19 protein-coding genes are annotated in these 16290 nt (G+C 69.1%); 2 read left to right on the top strand and 17 right to left on the bottom strand.

The window, feature by feature from the left end; genetic code table 11:
- The 6 genes from rnr to dapD all read right to left on the bottom strand — a co-directional run.
- On the bottom strand, window positions 1–2184 hold a 2184-nt coding region (rnr, locus tag A9O63_RS05000), incomplete at its 3' end, for a ribonuclease R (protein WP_069330937.1).
- Window positions 2185–2229: 45 nt separating this feature from the next.
- The gene (locus A9O63_RS04995) at window positions 2230–2646 is read right to left on the bottom strand and encodes a GNAT family N-acetyltransferase (protein WP_069330936.1); all 417 of its coding nucleotides are present in this window, start codon (window positions 2644–2646) and stop codon (window positions 2230–2232) included.
- Window positions 2643–3785, bottom strand: a complete 1143-nt coding sequence (dapE, locus tag A9O63_RS04990) for a succinyl-diaminopimelate desuccinylase (protein ID WP_069330935.1) — start codon at window positions 3783–3785, stop codon at window positions 2643–2645. The genes A9O63_RS04995 and dapE overlap by 4 nt, the downstream gene beginning before the upstream one ends.
- A 51-nt stretch (window positions 3786–3836) precedes the next feature.
- Window positions 3837–4169: a hypothetical protein gene (locus tag A9O63_RS04985; RefSeq protein WP_011841891.1), complete on the bottom strand. Its 333-nt coding sequence runs from the start codon at window positions 4167–4169 to the stop codon at window positions 3837–3839.
- Complete coding sequence (locus A9O63_RS04980) at window positions 4093–4911, bottom strand: YetF domain-containing protein (RefSeq protein ID WP_069330934.1); 819 nt, start codon at window positions 4909–4911, stop codon at window positions 4093–4095. The genes A9O63_RS04985 and A9O63_RS04980 overlap by 77 nt, the downstream gene beginning before the upstream one ends.
- Before the next feature lie 129 nt (window positions 4912–5040).
- A complete protein-coding gene (gene dapD, locus A9O63_RS04975) occupies window positions 5041–5865 on the bottom strand; it encodes a 2,3,4,5-tetrahydropyridine-2,6-dicarboxylate N-succinyltransferase (protein ID WP_069330933.1) in 825 nt (274 codons plus the stop codon).
- An 84-nt stretch (window positions 5866–5949) separates the two neighbouring features.
- On the opposite strand from dapD, the gene A9O63_RS04970 reads away from it, so the two are divergent.
- Window positions 5950–6756 (top strand): LOG family protein, encoded by an 807-nt coding sequence (locus A9O63_RS04970; RefSeq protein WP_069330932.1) that lies wholly within the window; start codon window positions 5950–5952, stop codon window positions 6754–6756.
- A gap of 3 nt (window positions 6757–6759) precedes the next feature.
- On the opposite strand, the gene A9O63_RS04965 is transcribed toward A9O63_RS04970, so the two are convergent.
- The 7 genes from A9O63_RS04965 to A9O63_RS04935 form a co-directional block, all read right to left on the bottom strand.
- Window positions 6760–7101 carry a DUF2794 domain-containing protein gene (locus A9O63_RS04965; protein ID WP_069330931.1) on the bottom strand — a complete coding sequence of 114 codons (342 nt, stop codon included), beginning with the start codon at window positions 7099–7101 and terminating at the stop codon, window positions 6760–6762.
- Between the two features lie 279 nt (window positions 7102–7380).
- Window positions 7381–9294, bottom strand: a complete 1914-nt coding sequence (dxs, locus tag A9O63_RS04960) for a 1-deoxy-D-xylulose-5-phosphate synthase (protein ID WP_069330930.1) — start codon at window positions 9292–9294, stop codon at window positions 7381–7383.
- 8 nt (window positions 9295–9302) lie between these two features.
- Complete coding sequence (locus A9O63_RS04955) at window positions 9303–10172, bottom strand: polyprenyl synthetase family protein (RefSeq protein ID WP_069330929.1); 870 nt, start codon at window positions 10170–10172, stop codon at window positions 9303–9305.
- Window positions 10169–10408: an exodeoxyribonuclease VII small subunit gene (locus A9O63_RS04950; RefSeq protein ID WP_069330928.1), complete on the bottom strand. Its 240-nt coding sequence runs from the start codon at window positions 10406–10408 to the stop codon at window positions 10169–10171. The genes A9O63_RS04955 and A9O63_RS04950 overlap by 4 nt, the downstream gene beginning before the upstream one ends.
- On the bottom strand, window positions 10405–11328 hold the full coding sequence (locus tag A9O63_RS04945; RefSeq protein ID WP_069330927.1) for a histone deacetylase family protein: 924 nt from the start codon (window positions 11326–11328) through the stop codon (window positions 10405–10407). Before A9O63_RS04945 ends, A9O63_RS04950 begins: the two co-directional genes overlap by 4 nt.
- Before the next feature lie 134 nt (window positions 11329–11462).
- Window positions 11463–12161, bottom strand: a complete 699-nt coding sequence (locus A9O63_RS04940; RefSeq protein ID WP_009563182.1) for a response regulator — start codon at window positions 12159–12161, stop codon at window positions 11463–11465.
- Window positions 12158–12667: a MarR family winged helix-turn-helix transcriptional regulator gene (locus A9O63_RS04935; protein WP_009563183.1), complete on the bottom strand. Its 510-nt coding sequence runs from the start codon at window positions 12665–12667 to the stop codon at window positions 12158–12160. The genes A9O63_RS04940 and A9O63_RS04935 overlap by 4 nt, the downstream gene beginning before the upstream one ends.
- Window positions 12668–12821: 154 nt before the next feature.
- Here A9O63_RS04935 and A9O63_RS04930 point away from each other — a divergent pair, with 154 nt between their 5' ends.
- Complete coding sequence (locus A9O63_RS04930) at window positions 12822–13688, top strand: branched-chain amino acid aminotransferase (protein WP_069330926.1); 867 nt, start codon at window positions 12822–12824, stop codon at window positions 13686–13688.
- An 84-nt stretch (window positions 13689–13772) separates the two neighbouring features.
- Here A9O63_RS04930 and A9O63_RS21830 read toward each other — a convergent pair whose 3' ends face one another.
- From A9O63_RS21830 to fzlA, 4 genes are all read right to left on the bottom strand, one after another.
- Window positions 13773–13943, bottom strand: a complete 171-nt coding sequence (locus A9O63_RS21830) for a hypothetical protein (RefSeq protein ID WP_002721563.1) — start codon at window positions 13941–13943, stop codon at window positions 13773–13775.
- A gap of 69 nt (window positions 13944–14012) precedes the next feature.
- Window positions 14013–14420: a DUF1294 domain-containing protein gene (locus A9O63_RS04925; protein ID WP_069330925.1), complete on the bottom strand. Its 408-nt coding sequence runs from the start codon at window positions 14418–14420 to the stop codon at window positions 14013–14015.
- A gap of 28 nt (window positions 14421–14448) precedes the next feature.
- Window positions 14449–15495, bottom strand: a complete 1047-nt coding sequence (gene queG, locus A9O63_RS04920) for a tRNA epoxyqueuosine(34) reductase QueG (protein WP_069330924.1) — start codon at window positions 15493–15495, stop codon at window positions 14449–14451.
- Between the two features lie 60 nt (window positions 15496–15555).
- Window positions 15556–16221, bottom strand: coding sequence for an FtsZ-binding protein FzlA (fzlA, locus tag A9O63_RS04915; protein WP_069330923.1), 666 nt, complete (start codon window positions 16219–16221; stop codon window positions 15556–15558).
- Between the last annotated feature and the right edge of the window lie 69 nt (window positions 16222–16290).

Genomic DNA, 16290 nt, shown 5'->3' with positions numbered 1-16290 from the left:
GGACCGGCCCCGGCGGCGCTTCGGCGCGGGCAGCCCGCGGTCCTCGACCGTCAACAGCTCCAGCATGAGGCCGCCGGTCAGCGGCACCGCCTCGGCCAGCCGCACCGTCACCCGCTGGCCGATGCCCAGCACGAGGCCGGTGTCCGACCCCATCAGCGTCTGGCTTTCCGGATCGAAGTGGAAGAATTCCCGGCCCACCGAGCGGATCGGGATCAGCCCGTCGGCCCCGCTCTCGTCCAGCTTCACGAACAGTCCGAACCGCTGCACGCCCGAGATCCGGCCGGTGAATTCCGCCCCCACCCGGTCCGACAGCCAGGAGGCGAGATAGCGGTCGGTCGTGTCGCGCTCGGCCGCCATGCTGCGCCGCTCGGTATCGGAAATCTGCTTCGCCGTCTCCTCGAGCATCTCGATGTCCTGCGCCGAAAGCCCGTCGTCGCCCCAGCCATGCCCCAGGATCAGCGCCCGATGCACGATCAGGTCGGAGTAGCGCCGGATCGGCGAGGTGAAATGGGCATAGCTCCGCAGGGCCAGCCCGAAATGGCCGAAGTTCTCGGGATGGTAATAGGCCTGGGTCATCGAGCGCAGCGTGGTGATGTTCATCAGCTCGTCGAACTCGGTGCCTTCGGCCTGCGCCAGCAGCCGGTTCAGATGCGCGGTCTTCAGCACCTGCCCCTTGGCCAGCGTGAAGCCCGAGGCCTCGGCCACCTCGCGCAGCGCCTCGAGCTTGTCCGCCGACGGCTCCTCATGGACGCGGAAGAGCAGCGGCCGGCGCAGGCGCACGAGCTCTTCGGCGGCAGCCACATTGGCCAGCACCATGAATTCCTCGATCAGCCGGTGGGCATCGAACCGGTCGCGGAAGGCCACCGACAGGACGCGCCCCTCGTCGGAGAGTTCGATCCTGCGCTCGGGCAGGTCGAGCTCGAGCGGCTGGCGCAGGGCGCGGGCGTGCTTGAGCGCCCCGTAGGCCTCGTAGAGCGGGCGGATGATCGTCTCGAGCAGCGGCGCCGTCGCCTCGTCCGGCTGGCCGTCCTGCGCCTTCTGCACCTGCGCATAGTTCAGGCTCGCGCGCGAGCGCATCATGCCGCGCGTGAAGCGGTGGGAAAGTTTTTCGCCCTGCGCGGACAGCCGCATCCGCACCGCCATGCAGGGCCGGTCCACCTCCTGATGCAGCGAGCAGAGATCGCCCGACAAAGCATCGGGCAGCATCGGCACCACGCGGTCCGGGAAATAGGTGGAGTTGCCGCGCCGCCGCGCCTCGCGGTCGAGCGCCGAGCCGGGGCGCACATAATGGGCCACATCGGCAATGGCCACCCAGAGGATGTGGCCGCCCGGATTCTGCGGATCGGGATCGGGCTCGGCCAGCACCGCATCGTCGCGGTCGCGCGCATCGACCGGGTCGATGGTGACGAAGGGCAGATGCCGCAGATCCTCGCGCTCGGCCATGGGCGCAGGGCCCGCCGCCTCGGCTTCGGCCAGCACCGCGTCCGGGAAGCTGTCGGGAATGCCATGCTGGTGGATCGCGATCAGCGACACGGCGCGCGGGCCTGCCGGATCGCCCAGCCGCGCGGTGATCCGCGCGAGCGGCAGCCCGAGGCGCCGCGGCCCGGTCTGCTCGGCCTCGACCAGTTCGCCGTCGCGCGCTCCGGCCGCCCCGTCGCGGGCCACGCGCCATTCCTTGTCCTCGCCCTTGTCGATGGGCAGGATCCGCCCGCCGTCGTCGCTGGCGCGGAAGATGCCGAGGATCTTCGGCTTCGACCCGCCGAGCCGCCGGATCAGGCGCGCCTCGAAGCTGTGGCCCTCCGCCTCGCCCTCGACCTCGGTCAGCCGCGCGAGGATGCGCTCGCCCTGGGCCAGCGCCGGATCGCCCCTCTTGGCCACGAAGAGGATGCGCGGCGGCTCGCCCTCGCCCGCCCATTCCAGCGGACGCGCGAAGAGGTCGCCCTGCGCATCCGGCCCCACGATCTCGAGCACCGACACCGGCGGCAGGGCGCCCTGCGGCGCGAAGGTGCGCTTGCGTTTCTCCAAGGCGCCCTCGGCCTCCATCTCGCGCAGGAGGCGCCTCAGTTCGATGCGAGCGGCACTCCCCTTGATGCCGAAGGCGCGCACGATGTCGCGCTTTGCGGAGAGGGAGGGATTCTGGGCGATCCAGTCGAGGATCTGGGCTTTCGAAGGGAGCTGGTCCATCGCTTTCGCCTATCACGCGCCGCGGGAGCCGTCATCCGCAAAGCCTCAGAGGTCCAGCACCATGTCGCGATGAGGAATGCCCGCATCGAGATATTCCTCGCCCACCTGCCGGAAGCCCAGCTTCTCGTAGAAGCCGGTGGCATGGCTTTGCGAGCCGAGCTTCAGCTGGCGGAGGCCCGGCTCGCCCCGAAGCTCGGCCACCGCGGCCCGGATGAGGGCGGCGCCGACGCCCGTGCCCCGGCAATCGGCCAGCACGCAGACCCGGCCGATCTTGCCGGTCTCGCCCCGGACGAGGAGCCGCGCCGTGCCTACCGGACGGCCCGCGTCGGTCGCCAGCAGATGGATCGCCTCGCCGTCGAGATCGTCGATCTCCTCGGCCTCGGAGACGCCCTGCTCCTCGATGAAGACGGTGCGCCGCAGCGCCCGGCAGGCCTCGATGTCGGCGGTCCGTTCGATCTTCATGCGAAATAGTCTTTCAGGATGCGGCGGTAGATGGCCTTCAGCGGTTCGATCTGCGCGACCTCGACCCGCTCGTCCACCTGATGCATGGTCTTGCCGACGAGGCCGAATTCCACCACCGGGCAGTGGGCGCGCACGAAGCGCGCGTCCGATGTGCCGCCCGAGGTCGACGGCTCGGGCCGCAGGCCGGTCTCGGCCTCGACCGCGCGGGCCACCAGTTCGGAAAGCTCGCCCGGCGGCGTGAGGAAGCTCTCGCCCGAGATCTTGGCACTGAGCGCGATCTCGACGCCGGTCTCGGCCGTGACGCGGGCGGCCTCCTCCTCCAGCCAGCGGGTCAGGCTCGCGCCGCTGTGGGCATCGTTGAAACGGATGTTCACCGTCGCGCGGCAGAGGGCCGGGATCACGTTGGTGGCCGGGTTGCCGGTGTCGAAGGTGGTCACGGCCAGCGTCGAGGCATCGAAATGCTCGGTGCCCTGGTCGAGATCATGCGAGGAGAGCCGATCGATCAGCCGCGCCAGCGCGGCGACCGGGTTCTTCGCCCGATGCGGATAGGCCGAATGGCCCTGAACGCCGCGGGCGGTGAAAAAGGCCGTCATCGAGCCGCGGCGGCCGATCTTCATCATCTCGCCCAGCCGCTCGGGGCAGGTGGGCTCGCCGACGAGACAGACCGACATGGCCTCGCCCTGGGCCGCCATCCAGTCGAGAAGCGCGACCGTGCCGTCCGCCGCGTCGCCCTCCTCGTCGCCGGTGATGGTCAGGACCACCGCCCCGTCGGGCGGGGTCTCCTGCACGAAATCGACCGCCGCCGCCACGAAGGCCGCGACGCCCGACTTCATATCGGTGGCCCCCCGACCCCAGAGCCAGCCGTCGGCGATCTCGCCGCCGAACGGATCGCGGGTCCAGGCGGCGGCATCGCCCACCGGCACCACATCGGTATGGCCGTTGAAGCCGAAGGTCCGGTTCGCGCCCTTCCGGCCCCAGCGGGCGAAGAGGTTCGGCACCCCGTTCCGGTCCACGCGGGTGCAGTCGAAGCCCGCCCCGCTCAGGATCCGCTCGATCAGGTCGAGCGCGCCGCCCTCCTCGGGCGTGACCGATGGGCAGCGGACAAGATCGGCGGTCAGCGCGACGGGATCGATGGGCATGGGGGTCTCCGGAGTAGGATGGTGCGGAAGGCGCGCGCGCGAAGGGCGGGCTCAGTCGTAGAACGGAGTCACCTGGGCCACGACGACCGAATTCTCGGCCAGCGCCCGCTGCATCAGCGCGCGCTCCTCGGCGTCGATCTCGTCGCCATTGGCCAGACGCTCCTCGAGCGTGCCGTATCCCGAGACGTCGAGCGGTGCCATGTCCGCGGTCTTGAGCAGGGCCACGGTCTCGCGCACGGCTTCGGCCTCGTCCACGCCGCTGGCGTAGCACATCAGCGCCGCCCCCGTGGCGCCCTTGGGCAGCCCGTCACCGGCGCAGCGTCCGACCTCGATCACCAGCGTGAAGACCTGCTGCGGCCGCTTCGGTTTCTTCTCTTCCGTCATGCGGCATCCCTCCTTGGGTGTCCGCGACGGGTTCGCAGGAATCGACGCCCCGTGCAAGGGAGACGCGTGTGCGCCGCAGCTCTCCGCAGTCGGGACAGGGCTCCGGCGCGTCCTCCGCGGGCTGAGGGGCGAAAAGCCGGCCACAATGGAGGCAGCAGGGATGTTCGCCCGGCGCGACCGGCACCGGGGGCGCCACCTCGAAGGGAGGCACGATGGCGAGGCCCGGCCGCGGCGGCTCGGCCCGGAAGATCGAGAGCTGCCCGTCCGCTTCCAGAAAGGCGTGGCGCACCTCGCCCAGGTTCTCGATCCCGTTCATCCGCAGCAGCGCATGCAGCTCGGGCATCCCGATCCGGCGGGCGGCGACGCCTTCGGTCAGCACGCGCCCGTCGCGCATCACTGCCACCGCCTTGCCGTCCACGGCCAGCTTCACCGGACGGAAGCGCCGGATGAGCGCATCGAGGAGCTTGTCGAGCCCCACGACGGCCGCCACCACCAGCATGGCATGGAGGAGCGGCACCTCGGGATAGAAAAGCGCGTCGCCCACGGCCGAGCCCAGCGCGATGACCAGAAGGAACTCGATGATCGAGAGCTGCGCGATGCTGCGCCCGCCCACCCAGCGCAGCAGAAGAAGTGTCCAGCCGTAGATGATGAGCGTGCGGACCAGGATCTCGGCGAGGAAGAGGGGCGGAGCGTCTCCGAGCAGCATCCGGCCGAGATCGAAGGCGACGACGGGCTCGTCCATGATACAGGCACTCCGCAACGGCCGGCATTCCGGCCGTATCCAACGCGAGGCGCGGGGCGGGGTTCCTCGGCCGGGTCCTGCCGGAACGGCCGGGCGGGGCCCGGCCGCGGCGGCCCGCAGGGAAGGGGATCAGTCCCGAAGCAGCTCGTTGATCGAGGTCTTCGAGCGGGTCTGCGCATCGACGCGCTTCACGATCACGGCGCAATAGAGGTTCACGCCGCCCTTCGAAGGCATCGACCCCGCCACGACGACCGAGCCCGCGGGCACTTCGCCATACATGACCTCGCCGGTCTCGCGATCGACGATCTTCGTCGACTTGCCGATGAAGACGCCCATGCCCAGCACCGAGCCCTCGCGGACGATGCAGCCCTCGACCACCTCCGAGCGCGCGCCGATGAAGCAGTTGTCCTCGATGATGGTGGGGCCGGCCTGCATCGGCTCCAGCACGCCGCCGATGCCGACGCCGCCCGACAGGTGCACATTCTTGCCGATCTGGGCGCAGGAGCCGACGGTGGCCCAGGTATCGACCATGGTGCCCTCATCGACATAGGCGCCGAGGTTCACGAACGAGGGCATCAGAACGACGCCCTTGGCGATATAGGCCGAGCGGCGCACGATGCAGTTCGGCACCGCGCGGAAGCCCGCGGCCTTCCACTGCGCCTCGCCCCACTGGGCGAACTTGCTGTCGACCTTGTCCCACCAGGTCCCTGCCTGCGGACCGCCCGTCTGCACTTCCATGTCCTTCAGCCGGAAGCCCAGCAGCACCGCCTTCTTCGCCCACTGGTTGACATGCCAGTCCGCCCCGCGCTTCTCGGCCACGCGCAGGCTGCCCTTGTCGAGCGCCTCGAGCGTCGTCTCGATGGCCTCGCGGGTCTCGCCCTTGGTGGCCGGGGTGATGGTCTCGCGCGCCTCCCAGGCGGCTTCGATGGCAGCTTCGAGCGCGGAATACGACATGAGGATCACCCTTTTTCCGTGGTTCTTTACCCCCGAAGCCTATAAAGGCTGGGCCCATTCGCCGCAATGCGCCGAAGGATCATCATGAAAGACGACCGCCGCCACCCCTTCCGCGACAGTTCGCAGGACATGGAATCCGCCCACCGCGTGCCGGACACGCCGCAGAGCCGTGCGCCGGCCTACCGGCTGGCCTTCGCGGATCCGGAATTTCTCATGCGGGACGAGTTGCGTCCCGTCCGGCTCCAGCTCGAGCTGATGAAGCCGCAGATCGTCATGGACGAGCGAGGGATCGTCTCGACCGTGGTGATGTTCGGCGGCGCCCGCATCCCCTCGCCCGAACGCAAGGACACGGCGTCCGAGGGGTTGGCCGCGCTTGCGCCCTATTACGAGGAGGCGCGGAAGTTCGCCCGCATCGTGACCGAGCGCAGCATGGAAACCTACGGCCGCGAGCTGGTGATCGTCACCGGCGGCGGGCCGGGCGTGATGGAGGCAGGCAACCTCGGCGCGCACGAGGCGGGCGGGCAATCCATCGGGCTGAACATCGTGCTGCCGCACGAGCAGGCCCCGAACGCCTATGTCACGCCGGACCTCTCGTTCAACTTCCACTATTTCGCCGTGCGGAAGATGCATTTCCTGATGCGCGCCCGCGCCGTCGTGGTCTTCCCGGGCGGGTTCGGCACGCTGGACGAGATGTTCGAAAGTCTCACCCTGATCCAGACCAAGCGGATGAAGCCCATTCCCTTCCTCCTGTTCGGCCGCGAGTTCTGGGAGAAGATCATCAACTGGCAGGCGCTGGCCGATGTGGGCACGATCTCGCCCGAGGATCTGCGCCTCTTCCGCTTCGTCGAGACGGCCGACGAGGCGCTCGATGCGCTCGACGAGTGGGAATGAGGGTCAGTCCACCGGCCGGATGAGCTTGCGCTCGAGCACGCGCAGCACCTGTGCCAGATCCTGCCCGCGGCGGAGGATCTGGCCGTCCATCGCCACCACCGCATACGTGCCCTGCCGGGCGCGCAGCTTCGGGCGCTTCTCGATCCGGTAAAGCGGGTTCTCGGCCGTCCGGCGGAAGATCGAGAAAACCGCCATGTCGCGCAGGTGCGAGATGCCGTAGTCGCGCCATTCGCCCAGCGCCACCATGCGTCCGTAGAGGGTCAGGATCTGTCCCAGTTCGTGCCGGTCGAAACTCACCTGCTCGGGTGACTGCGGCGCGAAAGGGATCGGCGGCTGCACGGTCATGTCACGAGGCTGACGCAATCGGCCGGGCAAGGCAAGCCCGCTCGGACGCTGCTCCGCGGCGAGGGACAAGGGACGGACAATTCCTCAAACTTGTCCGGCGCGCCCGAAAATGGCCATCGATCGACCTCTGCCGAGACGCAATCCACAGCCATCTTCGATCCTGTAGCAGATGCCGACACATCCGGCGGCGGCATAAACTGTCCCCTGCCTGCCGTCGGACCGGCATTCAAGCTCACGGAAGCTCCGGCGCGCCGGGGCTTCCGATCGCCCTCCTCGGGGTCAGGCGCGGCGGGCGAGAACCTCCACCCCCAGCGTCTCCAGCGCCTTCCGCTCGATGTCGGCCGCATTCAGCCCGGCGGTGGCATACATCGCTTCGGCGCTGTTGTGGTCGATGAACGTGTCGGGCAGCACCATCGAGCGGTAGCGGAAGCCGCGGTCGAAGATTCCGGCCTCGGCCAGAAGCTGCGCCACATGGCTGCCGAAGCCGCCGATGGCGCCTTCCTCGATGGTGATGAGCGCTTCGTGATGGGCGGCAAGCTGCAGGATCAGGTCCCGGTCGAGCGGCTTTGCAAAGCGGGCATCCGCCACCGTGGGAGAGATCCCGCGCGCGGCCAGCGCCTCGGCGGCCACCTGCACCTCGGCCAGACGGGTGCCGAAGGACAAAAGCGCGATTCGCGTGCCCTCGCGCACCACACGGCCGCGGCCGATCTCGAGCGGCACGCCCTTGGCCGGCATCTCGACACCCACACCGTCGCCGCGCGGATAGCGGAAGGCGATGGGCCCCTCGTCATGGGCGGCGGCGGTCGCCACCATATGGACGAGTTCGGCCTCGTCGGCAGCGGCCATCACCACGATACCGGGCAGGTTCGACAGGAAGGCCACGTCGAACGAGCCCGCATGGGTGGCGCCATCCGCCCCCACGAGGCCCGCGCGGTCGATGGCGAAGCGCACCGGCAGGCGCTGGATCGCCACGTCATGCACGATCTGGTCGTAGCCGCGCTGGAGGAAGGTGGAATAGATGGCGCAGAAGGGCCGCATGCCACCGGCCGCAAGCGCCGCCGAGAAGGTCACCGCATGCTGTTCCGCGATGCCCACATCGAAGGTGCGCTTCGGAAACCGCTCGCCGAAGAGGTTGAGCCCCGTGCCGTCCGGCATGGCGGCCGTCACCGCGCAGATCCGCTCGTCGACCTCGGCCTCCTTGATGAGGCTCTGGGCGAAGACCTTGGTGTAGGAGGGGGCGTTCGAGACCGGCTTCACCTGCGCGCCGGTCAGGACGTTGAACTTGTTCGTGGCATGGCCGCGGTCGCGCGCCGCCTCGGCCGGGGCATAGCCCCTGCCCTTCTTGGTGATGACGTGAATCAGCACCGGCGCGTGCGCGCGCTGCTTGACGGTCCGCAGCACCGGCAGCAGCTGGTCGAGATCGTGCCCGTCGATCGGGCCGACATAGGAGAAGCCCAGCTCCTCGAAGAGCGTGCCGCCGACGGTCACGCTCTTCAGCATTTCCTTGGCGCGGCGTGCCCCTTCCTGGAACGGTTCCGGCAGGAGGCCGAGCGCCCCCTTGGCGGCCGCCTTGAAGTCCTGGAACGGCGCGCCCGCATAGAGCCGCGAGAGATAGGACGAGAGCGCGCCCACCGGCGGAGCGATGCTCATCTCGTTGTCGTTCAGGATCACGATCACCCGGTTCTTCAGGTGCCCGCCGTGGTTCAGCGCCTCGAAGGCCATGCCGGCCGACATCGAGCCGTCGCCGATCACCGCCACCGCGTCGCCCGTGTCGCCGCCCATCTCGCGCGCCGCGGCAAAGCCCACCGCGGCCGAGATCGAGGTCGAGGAATGGCCGGCGCCGAAACAGTCATAGGGGCTCTCGGAGCGCTTGGTGAAGCCCGAGAGACCTCCGCCCTGCCGCAGGGTGCGGATGCGGTCGCGCCGCCCGGTCAGGATCTTGTGGGGGTAGCACTGGTGGCCCACATCCCAGATGATCTTGTCGCGGGGCGCATCGAACACCGCATGCAGCGCGACCGTCAGCTCCACGACGCCGAGGCCCGCCCCCAGATGCCCGCCCGTCACCGACACGGCCGAGATCGTTTCGGCCCGCAACTCGTCGGCAAGCGAGCGCAGCTCACGGTCCGTGAGGCCCTTGATGTCCACCGGGAGCGTCACCCGGTCGAGCGTCGGCGTGCAGGGTCTGTCGGTCATGCTCTTCCTTAGCTTTCACGCGAGATGACGAAGCGCGCCGCCTCGATCAATGTTCCTGCCTCTGGCCCATAGGGCGCAAGCGCCGCCTCGGCCTCCTCCACCAGAGCCCGCGCCCGCGCCTTGGCGCCGTCGAGCCCGAGAAGCGAGACGAAGGTGGCTTTCCCGGCTTCGGCATCCTTCTGGAGCCGCTTGCCCGCCTTCTCCGCATCTCCCTCGACATCGAGAATGTCGTCCGCGATCTGGAAAGCAAGCCCGAGGGCCGTGGCGTATCGGCGCAGCGGCACCCGGTCCGCCTGCCCGAGGATCGCCCCCGCTTCGGCGGACCAGCGGATCAGCGCGCCGGTCTTGCCGGCCTGCAGGTGGGTGATCTGGTCGAGCGTGAGGGGAACGGCAGCCGTCTCGGCCGCGATGTCGAGCGCCTGGCCCAGCACCATGCCCTCGGCACCCGAGGCTTTCGCAAGGCTCGCCACCAGCTCGATCCGCACTTCGGCGGATCCGAGCGCCGGATCGGCCAAGAGCTCGAAGGCAAGCGTCTGGAGCGCGTCGCCCGCCAGCACGGCGGTGCATTCGTCCCACTTGCGATGCACGGTCGGCAACCCGCGGCGCAGGTCGTCATCGTCCATGCAGGGCATGTCGTCATGCACGAGGCTGTAGGCATGCAGCGCCTCGATCGAGGCCGCAGCACTCACCGCCGCTTCGGGCGCGATCCCGTGCAGCCGGGCGGATTCGAGCACGAGGAAGCCTCGCAGCCGCTTGCCGCCCTGCACCGCATAGCGCATGGCATGGACGACCGGCAGATCCTCCCGATCTGCCAGCGCCGCATCGAGCCGCGCCTGCACGCGCGCGGCCGCATCCGTCAAAGCCGTGGAAAAGCTCACAATCCCTCCGCCGGAACCGCTCCCGTCGCGCGCCCCTCGGCGGCACGGATCAGCTCCACCTTGTCCTCGGCGTCCTTCAGCTTCTGCGCGCAATGCGCCTTGAGCGCCGAGCCGCGCTCATAGAGGCGGATGGATTCGTCCAGCGGCACGTCGCCTTTCTCCAAAGCGGTGACGACCGCCTCCAGCGCCGCCATCGCCTCTTCGAACGTCATCTCTGCCACTGCTTTTTCCGTCATGCGCTCCGCTCCAGAAGGACGCCCACATGCGCCGCGCTGCTCGCGGCGAGGGCAGCCAGATCATATCCCCCCTCGAGTGTCGATACCACCCGCCCGCCGCATGACGCCGCAGCCAGATCGCAGAGCCGCCCCGTCAGCCAGGCGAAATCCGCCTCGCGCCAGTTGAGATTTGCCAGTGGATCGGCGGCATGGGCGTCGAAGCCCGCCGAGATCAGGATCAGCTCCGGCCGCCAGTCCTCGATGCGCCGGAAAGCCTCCTCCCAGGCGGTGCGCATCTCGGCGCTGCCGCTTCCGGGCGCCAGCGGCAGGTTCAGGATCTGCCCGTGCGCGCCGCGCTCGTCGGCCGCCCCTGTGCCGGGATAAAGCGGCATCTGGTGGCTCGAGACGAAGAGCGCGCGACTCTCGTCCCACAGCAGGTCCTGCGTGCCGTTGCCGTGATGGACGTCGAAATCCACCACCGCAACCCGGCCGAGCCCGTGATGGTCGAGCGCGCGCTTCGCGGCGATGGCGGCCGAGCCGAAGAGACAGAAGCCCATCGGCCGCTCGCGCTCGGCGTGATGGCCGGGCGGGCGGCAGCCCACGAAGGCCGAGGAGGCTTCGCCCGCCAGCACCAGATCGACGGCGGCGCAGGTGCCGCCCACCGCCCGCATCGCCGCCTCGAACGAGCCCGGAGACATCCAGGTGTCCGGGTCGAGCCCGCGGAGGCCCTCGGCGGGCTCGGCCGCCCGGATCCGGTCGAGATAGGCCTGCGGATGGCAGCGCAGCACGTCGGCCTCGTCCGCCAGAGGCGCCTCGCGCCGCTCGAGCGGCAGCCTGTCGATCCCGGCCGCCACCGCGGCCATCCGCTCGATCCGCTCGGGGTGCCCCTCGGGCGTCGCATGTGCTTCGGATGCCGCGTGCGAAATCCAGACCACCGTCATGCCGTCTCCTCCCTGTCGTGCCGGAGCAGACTGCGGGGAAAGCCGCGACATCTCAACCCGAACGAGGGGAGGAGGCCCCGCCATTCGCGCTTCGTGAATGACAGGGCACGGTCGAACCGGGCCCCGAGGGGCCGTCAGTCCGGCGCGAGCATGTAGCCCGAGCCGCGCACTGTCTGCAGGTAGCGCGGCTGCCGCGGGTCCACCTCGATCTTCCGGCGCAGCCGCGTGATCTGCACGTCGACCGCCCGCTCCTGGCTCTGGCTGTCGTCGCGGCCGAGATCGCCCACCAGCTTCTCGCGGCTGACCGCCTCGCCCGGCTGGGCCGCGAAGATCCGCATCAGCGCGGCCTCGGTCGCCGTCAGCCGCACGGGCTCGGTGCCGCGCCACAATTCCCCCCGCTCGAGATCGTAGCGCACATCGCCCAGATGCAGCACCTTGGGCCCCAGCTCGGGCCGCGCCGAGGGCACGCGCCGCAGGATGGCGTTGATGCGCAGCAGAAGCTCCTTGGGCTCGAAGGGCTTGGCCAGATAATCGTCGGCCCCCGCCTCGAGCCCCTCGATCCGGTGCGAAGTCTCGCCGCGCGCGGTCAGCAGAAGGATCGGCGTCGCCAGATCCTCGCGCAGGGACCGGGTCAGCGACACCCCGTCCTCACCCGGCATCATCACGTCGAGCACGATCATGTCGAATTCGAGCCCGTCGAGCAGCCGCCGGGCCTGCGCCGCGTCGCGGGCCGTCGAGATCAGGAATCCGTTCCGGATCAGGAACTTCTGCAGAAGGCTCCGGATGCGCTCGTCATCGTCCACCACGAGAAGATGCGCCTGTGGCTCACTCACGCCCCACCCTCCTTCAGCGTCTGATACTGACGCCGCAACTCCGGATCCATCATCGCCTCGAGCACCTGCCGGAAGCCCTGCACCGCCGCGGGGCCGGCAGACCGATAGGCCGCCCGCATCCGCGCCCGCTGCGCGTCCGACAGGGTGCGCTCGAGTTCCGTTCCCTTCGGCGTGAGGTAGAGGTGGCGCTCGCGCTTGTCCACCCGGCCGATCCGGCTCTCGACCAGCCCATCCTCGATCAGCGTCCGCAGCACCCGGTTCAGGCTCTGCTTCGTGACGCCCAGGATGGACAGCAGGTTGTTCACCGTGGTGCCGGGGCTGCGATGGATGAAGTGCATCGCGCGGTGGTGGGCGCGCCCGTAATCGAGATCCTCGAGGATGCGGTCGGGATCGGCAGTGAAGCCCCTGTAGGCAAAGAACATCGCCTCGATGCCCTTCCTCAGCTGCTCGTCCGTCAGGAACAGGAGCGACTCGCCGCCCCCGGGTCCCGGTGCTCCTTGCGCCATGATCTTCCCTCCGTTGCCGCGCAGATTTTATGTCAGCCTTGTTGACTTTCCAAGACTCAACTGTTACCGACAGCCCGTCATTTGCGCAACTTTATGCCCGATGCGGACCTATCTTGCGCAATTTATGCAAAGCGCCTACGCGCAGGAGGGTGACATGGCAGGATATGACGATCGCGACGGCAAGATCTGGATGGACGGCAAGCTGGTGGAGTGGCGCGAGGCGAAGGTGCATATCCTGACCCACGCCCTGCACTACGCCTCGTCCGTCTTCGAAGGCGAGCGCTGCTACAACGGCAAGATCTTCAAGTCGGTGGAACATTCCGAGCGGCTGCGCCGGTCGGGCGAGCTGCTGGACATGCCGCTGCCCTACACGGTCGAGGAGATCGAGGCGGCGAAGAAGGCCACGCTCGAGGCCAACGGCCTGACCGACGCCTATGTCCGGGCCCTCGCCTGGCGCGGCGCCGGCGAGGACATGGGTGTCGCCTCGTCCCGCAACCCGATCCGCGTGGCCGTCGCGGTCTGGTCCTGGGGCAACTACTACGGCGACGCCAAGTTCAAGGGCGCCAGGCTCGACATCTCGAAGTGGAAGCGGCCCTCGCCCGAGACGATCCCCTCGGCGGCCAAGGCGTCGGGCCTCTACATGATCTGCACCATGTCGAAGCATGCGGCCGAGGCGAAGGGCTGCTCGGACGCGATGATGTTCGACTACCGCGGCTATGTCGCCGAAGCGACCGGCGCCAACATCTTCTTCGTGAAGGACGGCGAGGTTCACACACCGCTCCCGGATGCGATCCTGAACGGGATCACCCGCCAGACGGTGATCGGGATGCTGCGCGACAAGGGCATCAAGGTGCATGAGCGCTACATCGAGGCCTCGGAGCTCGAAGGGTTCGAGCAGTGCTGGCTGACCGGCACCGCGGCCGAGGTCACCCCGGTCGGCCAGATCGGCGACTACAGCTTCGAGGTGGGCGCCCTCACCCGCGAGATCGCGACCGATTACGAAAAGCTCGTCCGCGCCTGACCGGACAGGGCGCGCCTCGGGCGCGCCCGCCATCAGAAGGGCGCACCCGCAGGCACGCCCCCGACCCTCGTCTTCAGCCTTCGATCAGGCCTCGCGGCCCCGCGCGATGCGCAGGAACTCGAGCACCCGGCGGTTGCCCGCGGGCCGGGCCTCCTCGCGGTGCCAGATGGACCGCGGATGGCGGGCCAGCCGCAGGAAGTTCTTCACCCGTCCGCCGTCCGAAGGGGTGCGCTTGTCAGCGAGGTGACGGCTCATGTCTGTCCTCCTTCAGTTTCCAGACCGCCCCAGCATAGGCCAGGACGGCCCTCCAACCAAGCGTTCCGCCTAAGGTTCCGAGCCCGGACCGAAGCGGTGCGGCAATCGGCGCGGCGCCTCGCCCGGCGCAAACAGCGATCCCGGCCCCGCAAGACCGGCGAGCGCCGCCGTCGCGCGGGCCGCCAGCGGCTCCTGCGCGCCAAGGGCAAGCGCCGTGCCCAGCGCGATCCAGCTGGCCACGATGACGTTGAGAAGGCGGGCAAAAGGCTGCTTGCGCGTCTTGTGGCGAAACTGGCGCTGCGCGATCTTCGCCCCGATCCAGCCCCCCGCCGCGCTGAGCGCGAGCAGATTGGCTTCGGGAAAGCGCCAGCCGCCCGACGCGGCGCGCCGCTTGTCGAGGCGGAAGGCGAACCAGGTGAGAAGGTTCGCGAACAGGAGATAGATCGCCAGGGCGGCGGGAAGACTCAGAACGGGCATCGGCACCTCACGCCACGGATATGGCTCCTCACTGTGGCGAATTTTCGTCCAGCCGCGCCAGCGCCCAGCGCGCCGCATCCGCCACCGCCCCATCGGGGTCGTCCACATGCGGCGCGGCCGCCGCCCGTAGCCGCCGATCGCCCGAATTGCCGATGGCATAGAGCACGTTGCGCAGGAACCGGTCGCGCCCGATGCGCTTGATCGGGCTGCCCGAAAAGCGCGCCCGGAAGCCGGCCTCGTCCAGTCCCGCCAGCTCCTCGAGGGGCGGCGCCCCCACCCGCGCCGCATAGCCGATCTCCGAGGCCGCCTGCGCGAACTTGTTCCACGGGCAGGCCGCAAGGCAATCGTCGCAGCCGTAGATCCGGTTGCCCATCCGGCCCCGCAGCTCTTCCTCGACCGGGCCGCGGTGCTCGATGGTCAGATAGGAGATGCAGCGCCGCGCATCGAGCTGGAACGGCGCCGGGAAGGCCCCGGTGGGACAGGCGTCGAGGCAGGCCCGGCAGGAACCGCAATGCTCGCGCCCGGGCGCGTCGCGCGGCAGCTCGAGCGTCGTGAAGATGGCGCCGAGAAAGAACCAGTTGCCCAGCTCGCGGCTCAGGAGGTTGGTGTGCTTGCCCTGCCAGCCCAGCCCGGCGGCCTGCGCCAGCGGCTTCTCCATCACCGGCGCCGTGTCGACGAAGACCTTGATCTCGCACCCGGCCTCCGCCCCCAGCCAGCGCCCGAGCCGCTTCAGCCGCTTCTTGACGAGATCGTGGTAATCCCTGCCCTGCGCATAGACCGAGACCGCCCCGTGCCCGCGCGCCTCCAGCACCTGCCGCGGATCCTCCTCCGGCGTGTAGAGCTCGGCCAGCATGATGATCGAGCGCGCCTCGGGCCAGAGCGCCGCAGCCGAGCCGCGCCAGGCCTCGCGCTCCTCCATCCAGCCCATCTGCCCCTGCCGCCCGGCGGCGAGAAACGCGCGCAGGCGCCCCGCCGTCTCCGGTGCCGCGTCGGGGGCACAGATGCCGAGGCGCGCGAAGCCTTCCGCCCGCGCACGCGCCTCCAGGCGCTCCCTCAGCGTCTCATCGGCTTTCATTCTGGCTCAAATATCCCACGGGGGGCGCGGGGGGCGTGAAGCCCCCCGCCCGGCTTCCGCTCAGAAATCCAGATCCGCATAATGGGCGGGCTGCGGGAAGCCCGGCACCTGATCGGCCAGCAGCGGCCGGAACGCCGGGCGCGACTTGATCTTGGCATACCAGTCCTTGACCACCGCGTGCCGGTTCCAGTCCACATCCGAGATATAGTCGAGGCAGGACAGATGCGCCGCGGCGGTGAAATCGGCGAGCGTCATGACATCGCCCGCCAGCCACCGCCGCTGGTCCAGAAGCCAGGCCATGTAATCGAGGTGATACTTGATCCGGTTCGAGCCGAACTTCACGTTCTTCGAATCCGGATAGCCCTGCCCCATCAGCTTCTTGTTCACCCGCTCGTAGAGCAGCTTCGAGGTCACCTCGTTGTGGAACTTGTCGTCGAACCAGGCGCAGAGTCTCCGCACCTCGAACCGTCCGTCCACGTCGCGCGGCATGAGCGGCGGCGCAGGCACGGTCTCCTCGACATATTCGCAGATCGCCTGACTCTCCGATAGGACCCTGCTCTCCATCCGGAGCACCGGCACCTTGCCGGCCGGGTTGCGGCGCAGGAAATCGGGAGAGGGATCCCAGAAGCGCTCCTCGACCAGCTCCACCTCGATCTTCTTCTCGGCAAGCGTGAGTCGCACCTTGCGGCAGAAGGGGGACAGCGGAACGTGATAGAGACGGTTCATCGCAAATGTCATCTTTCGGAGGCCGGGAGCCCCCCTTCAATGCCGTGAAGGGCGCCGGGATGCAATCCC

The sequence above is a fragment of the Cereibacter johrii genome (assembly GCF_001720585.1).
Classification (GTDB): domain Bacteria; phylum Pseudomonadota; class Alphaproteobacteria; order Rhodobacterales; family Rhodobacteraceae; genus Cereibacter_A; species Cereibacter_A johrii.
Note: the sequence above shows the minus strand (reverse complement) of the source record. Positions and strands in the feature narration are given on the sequence as shown.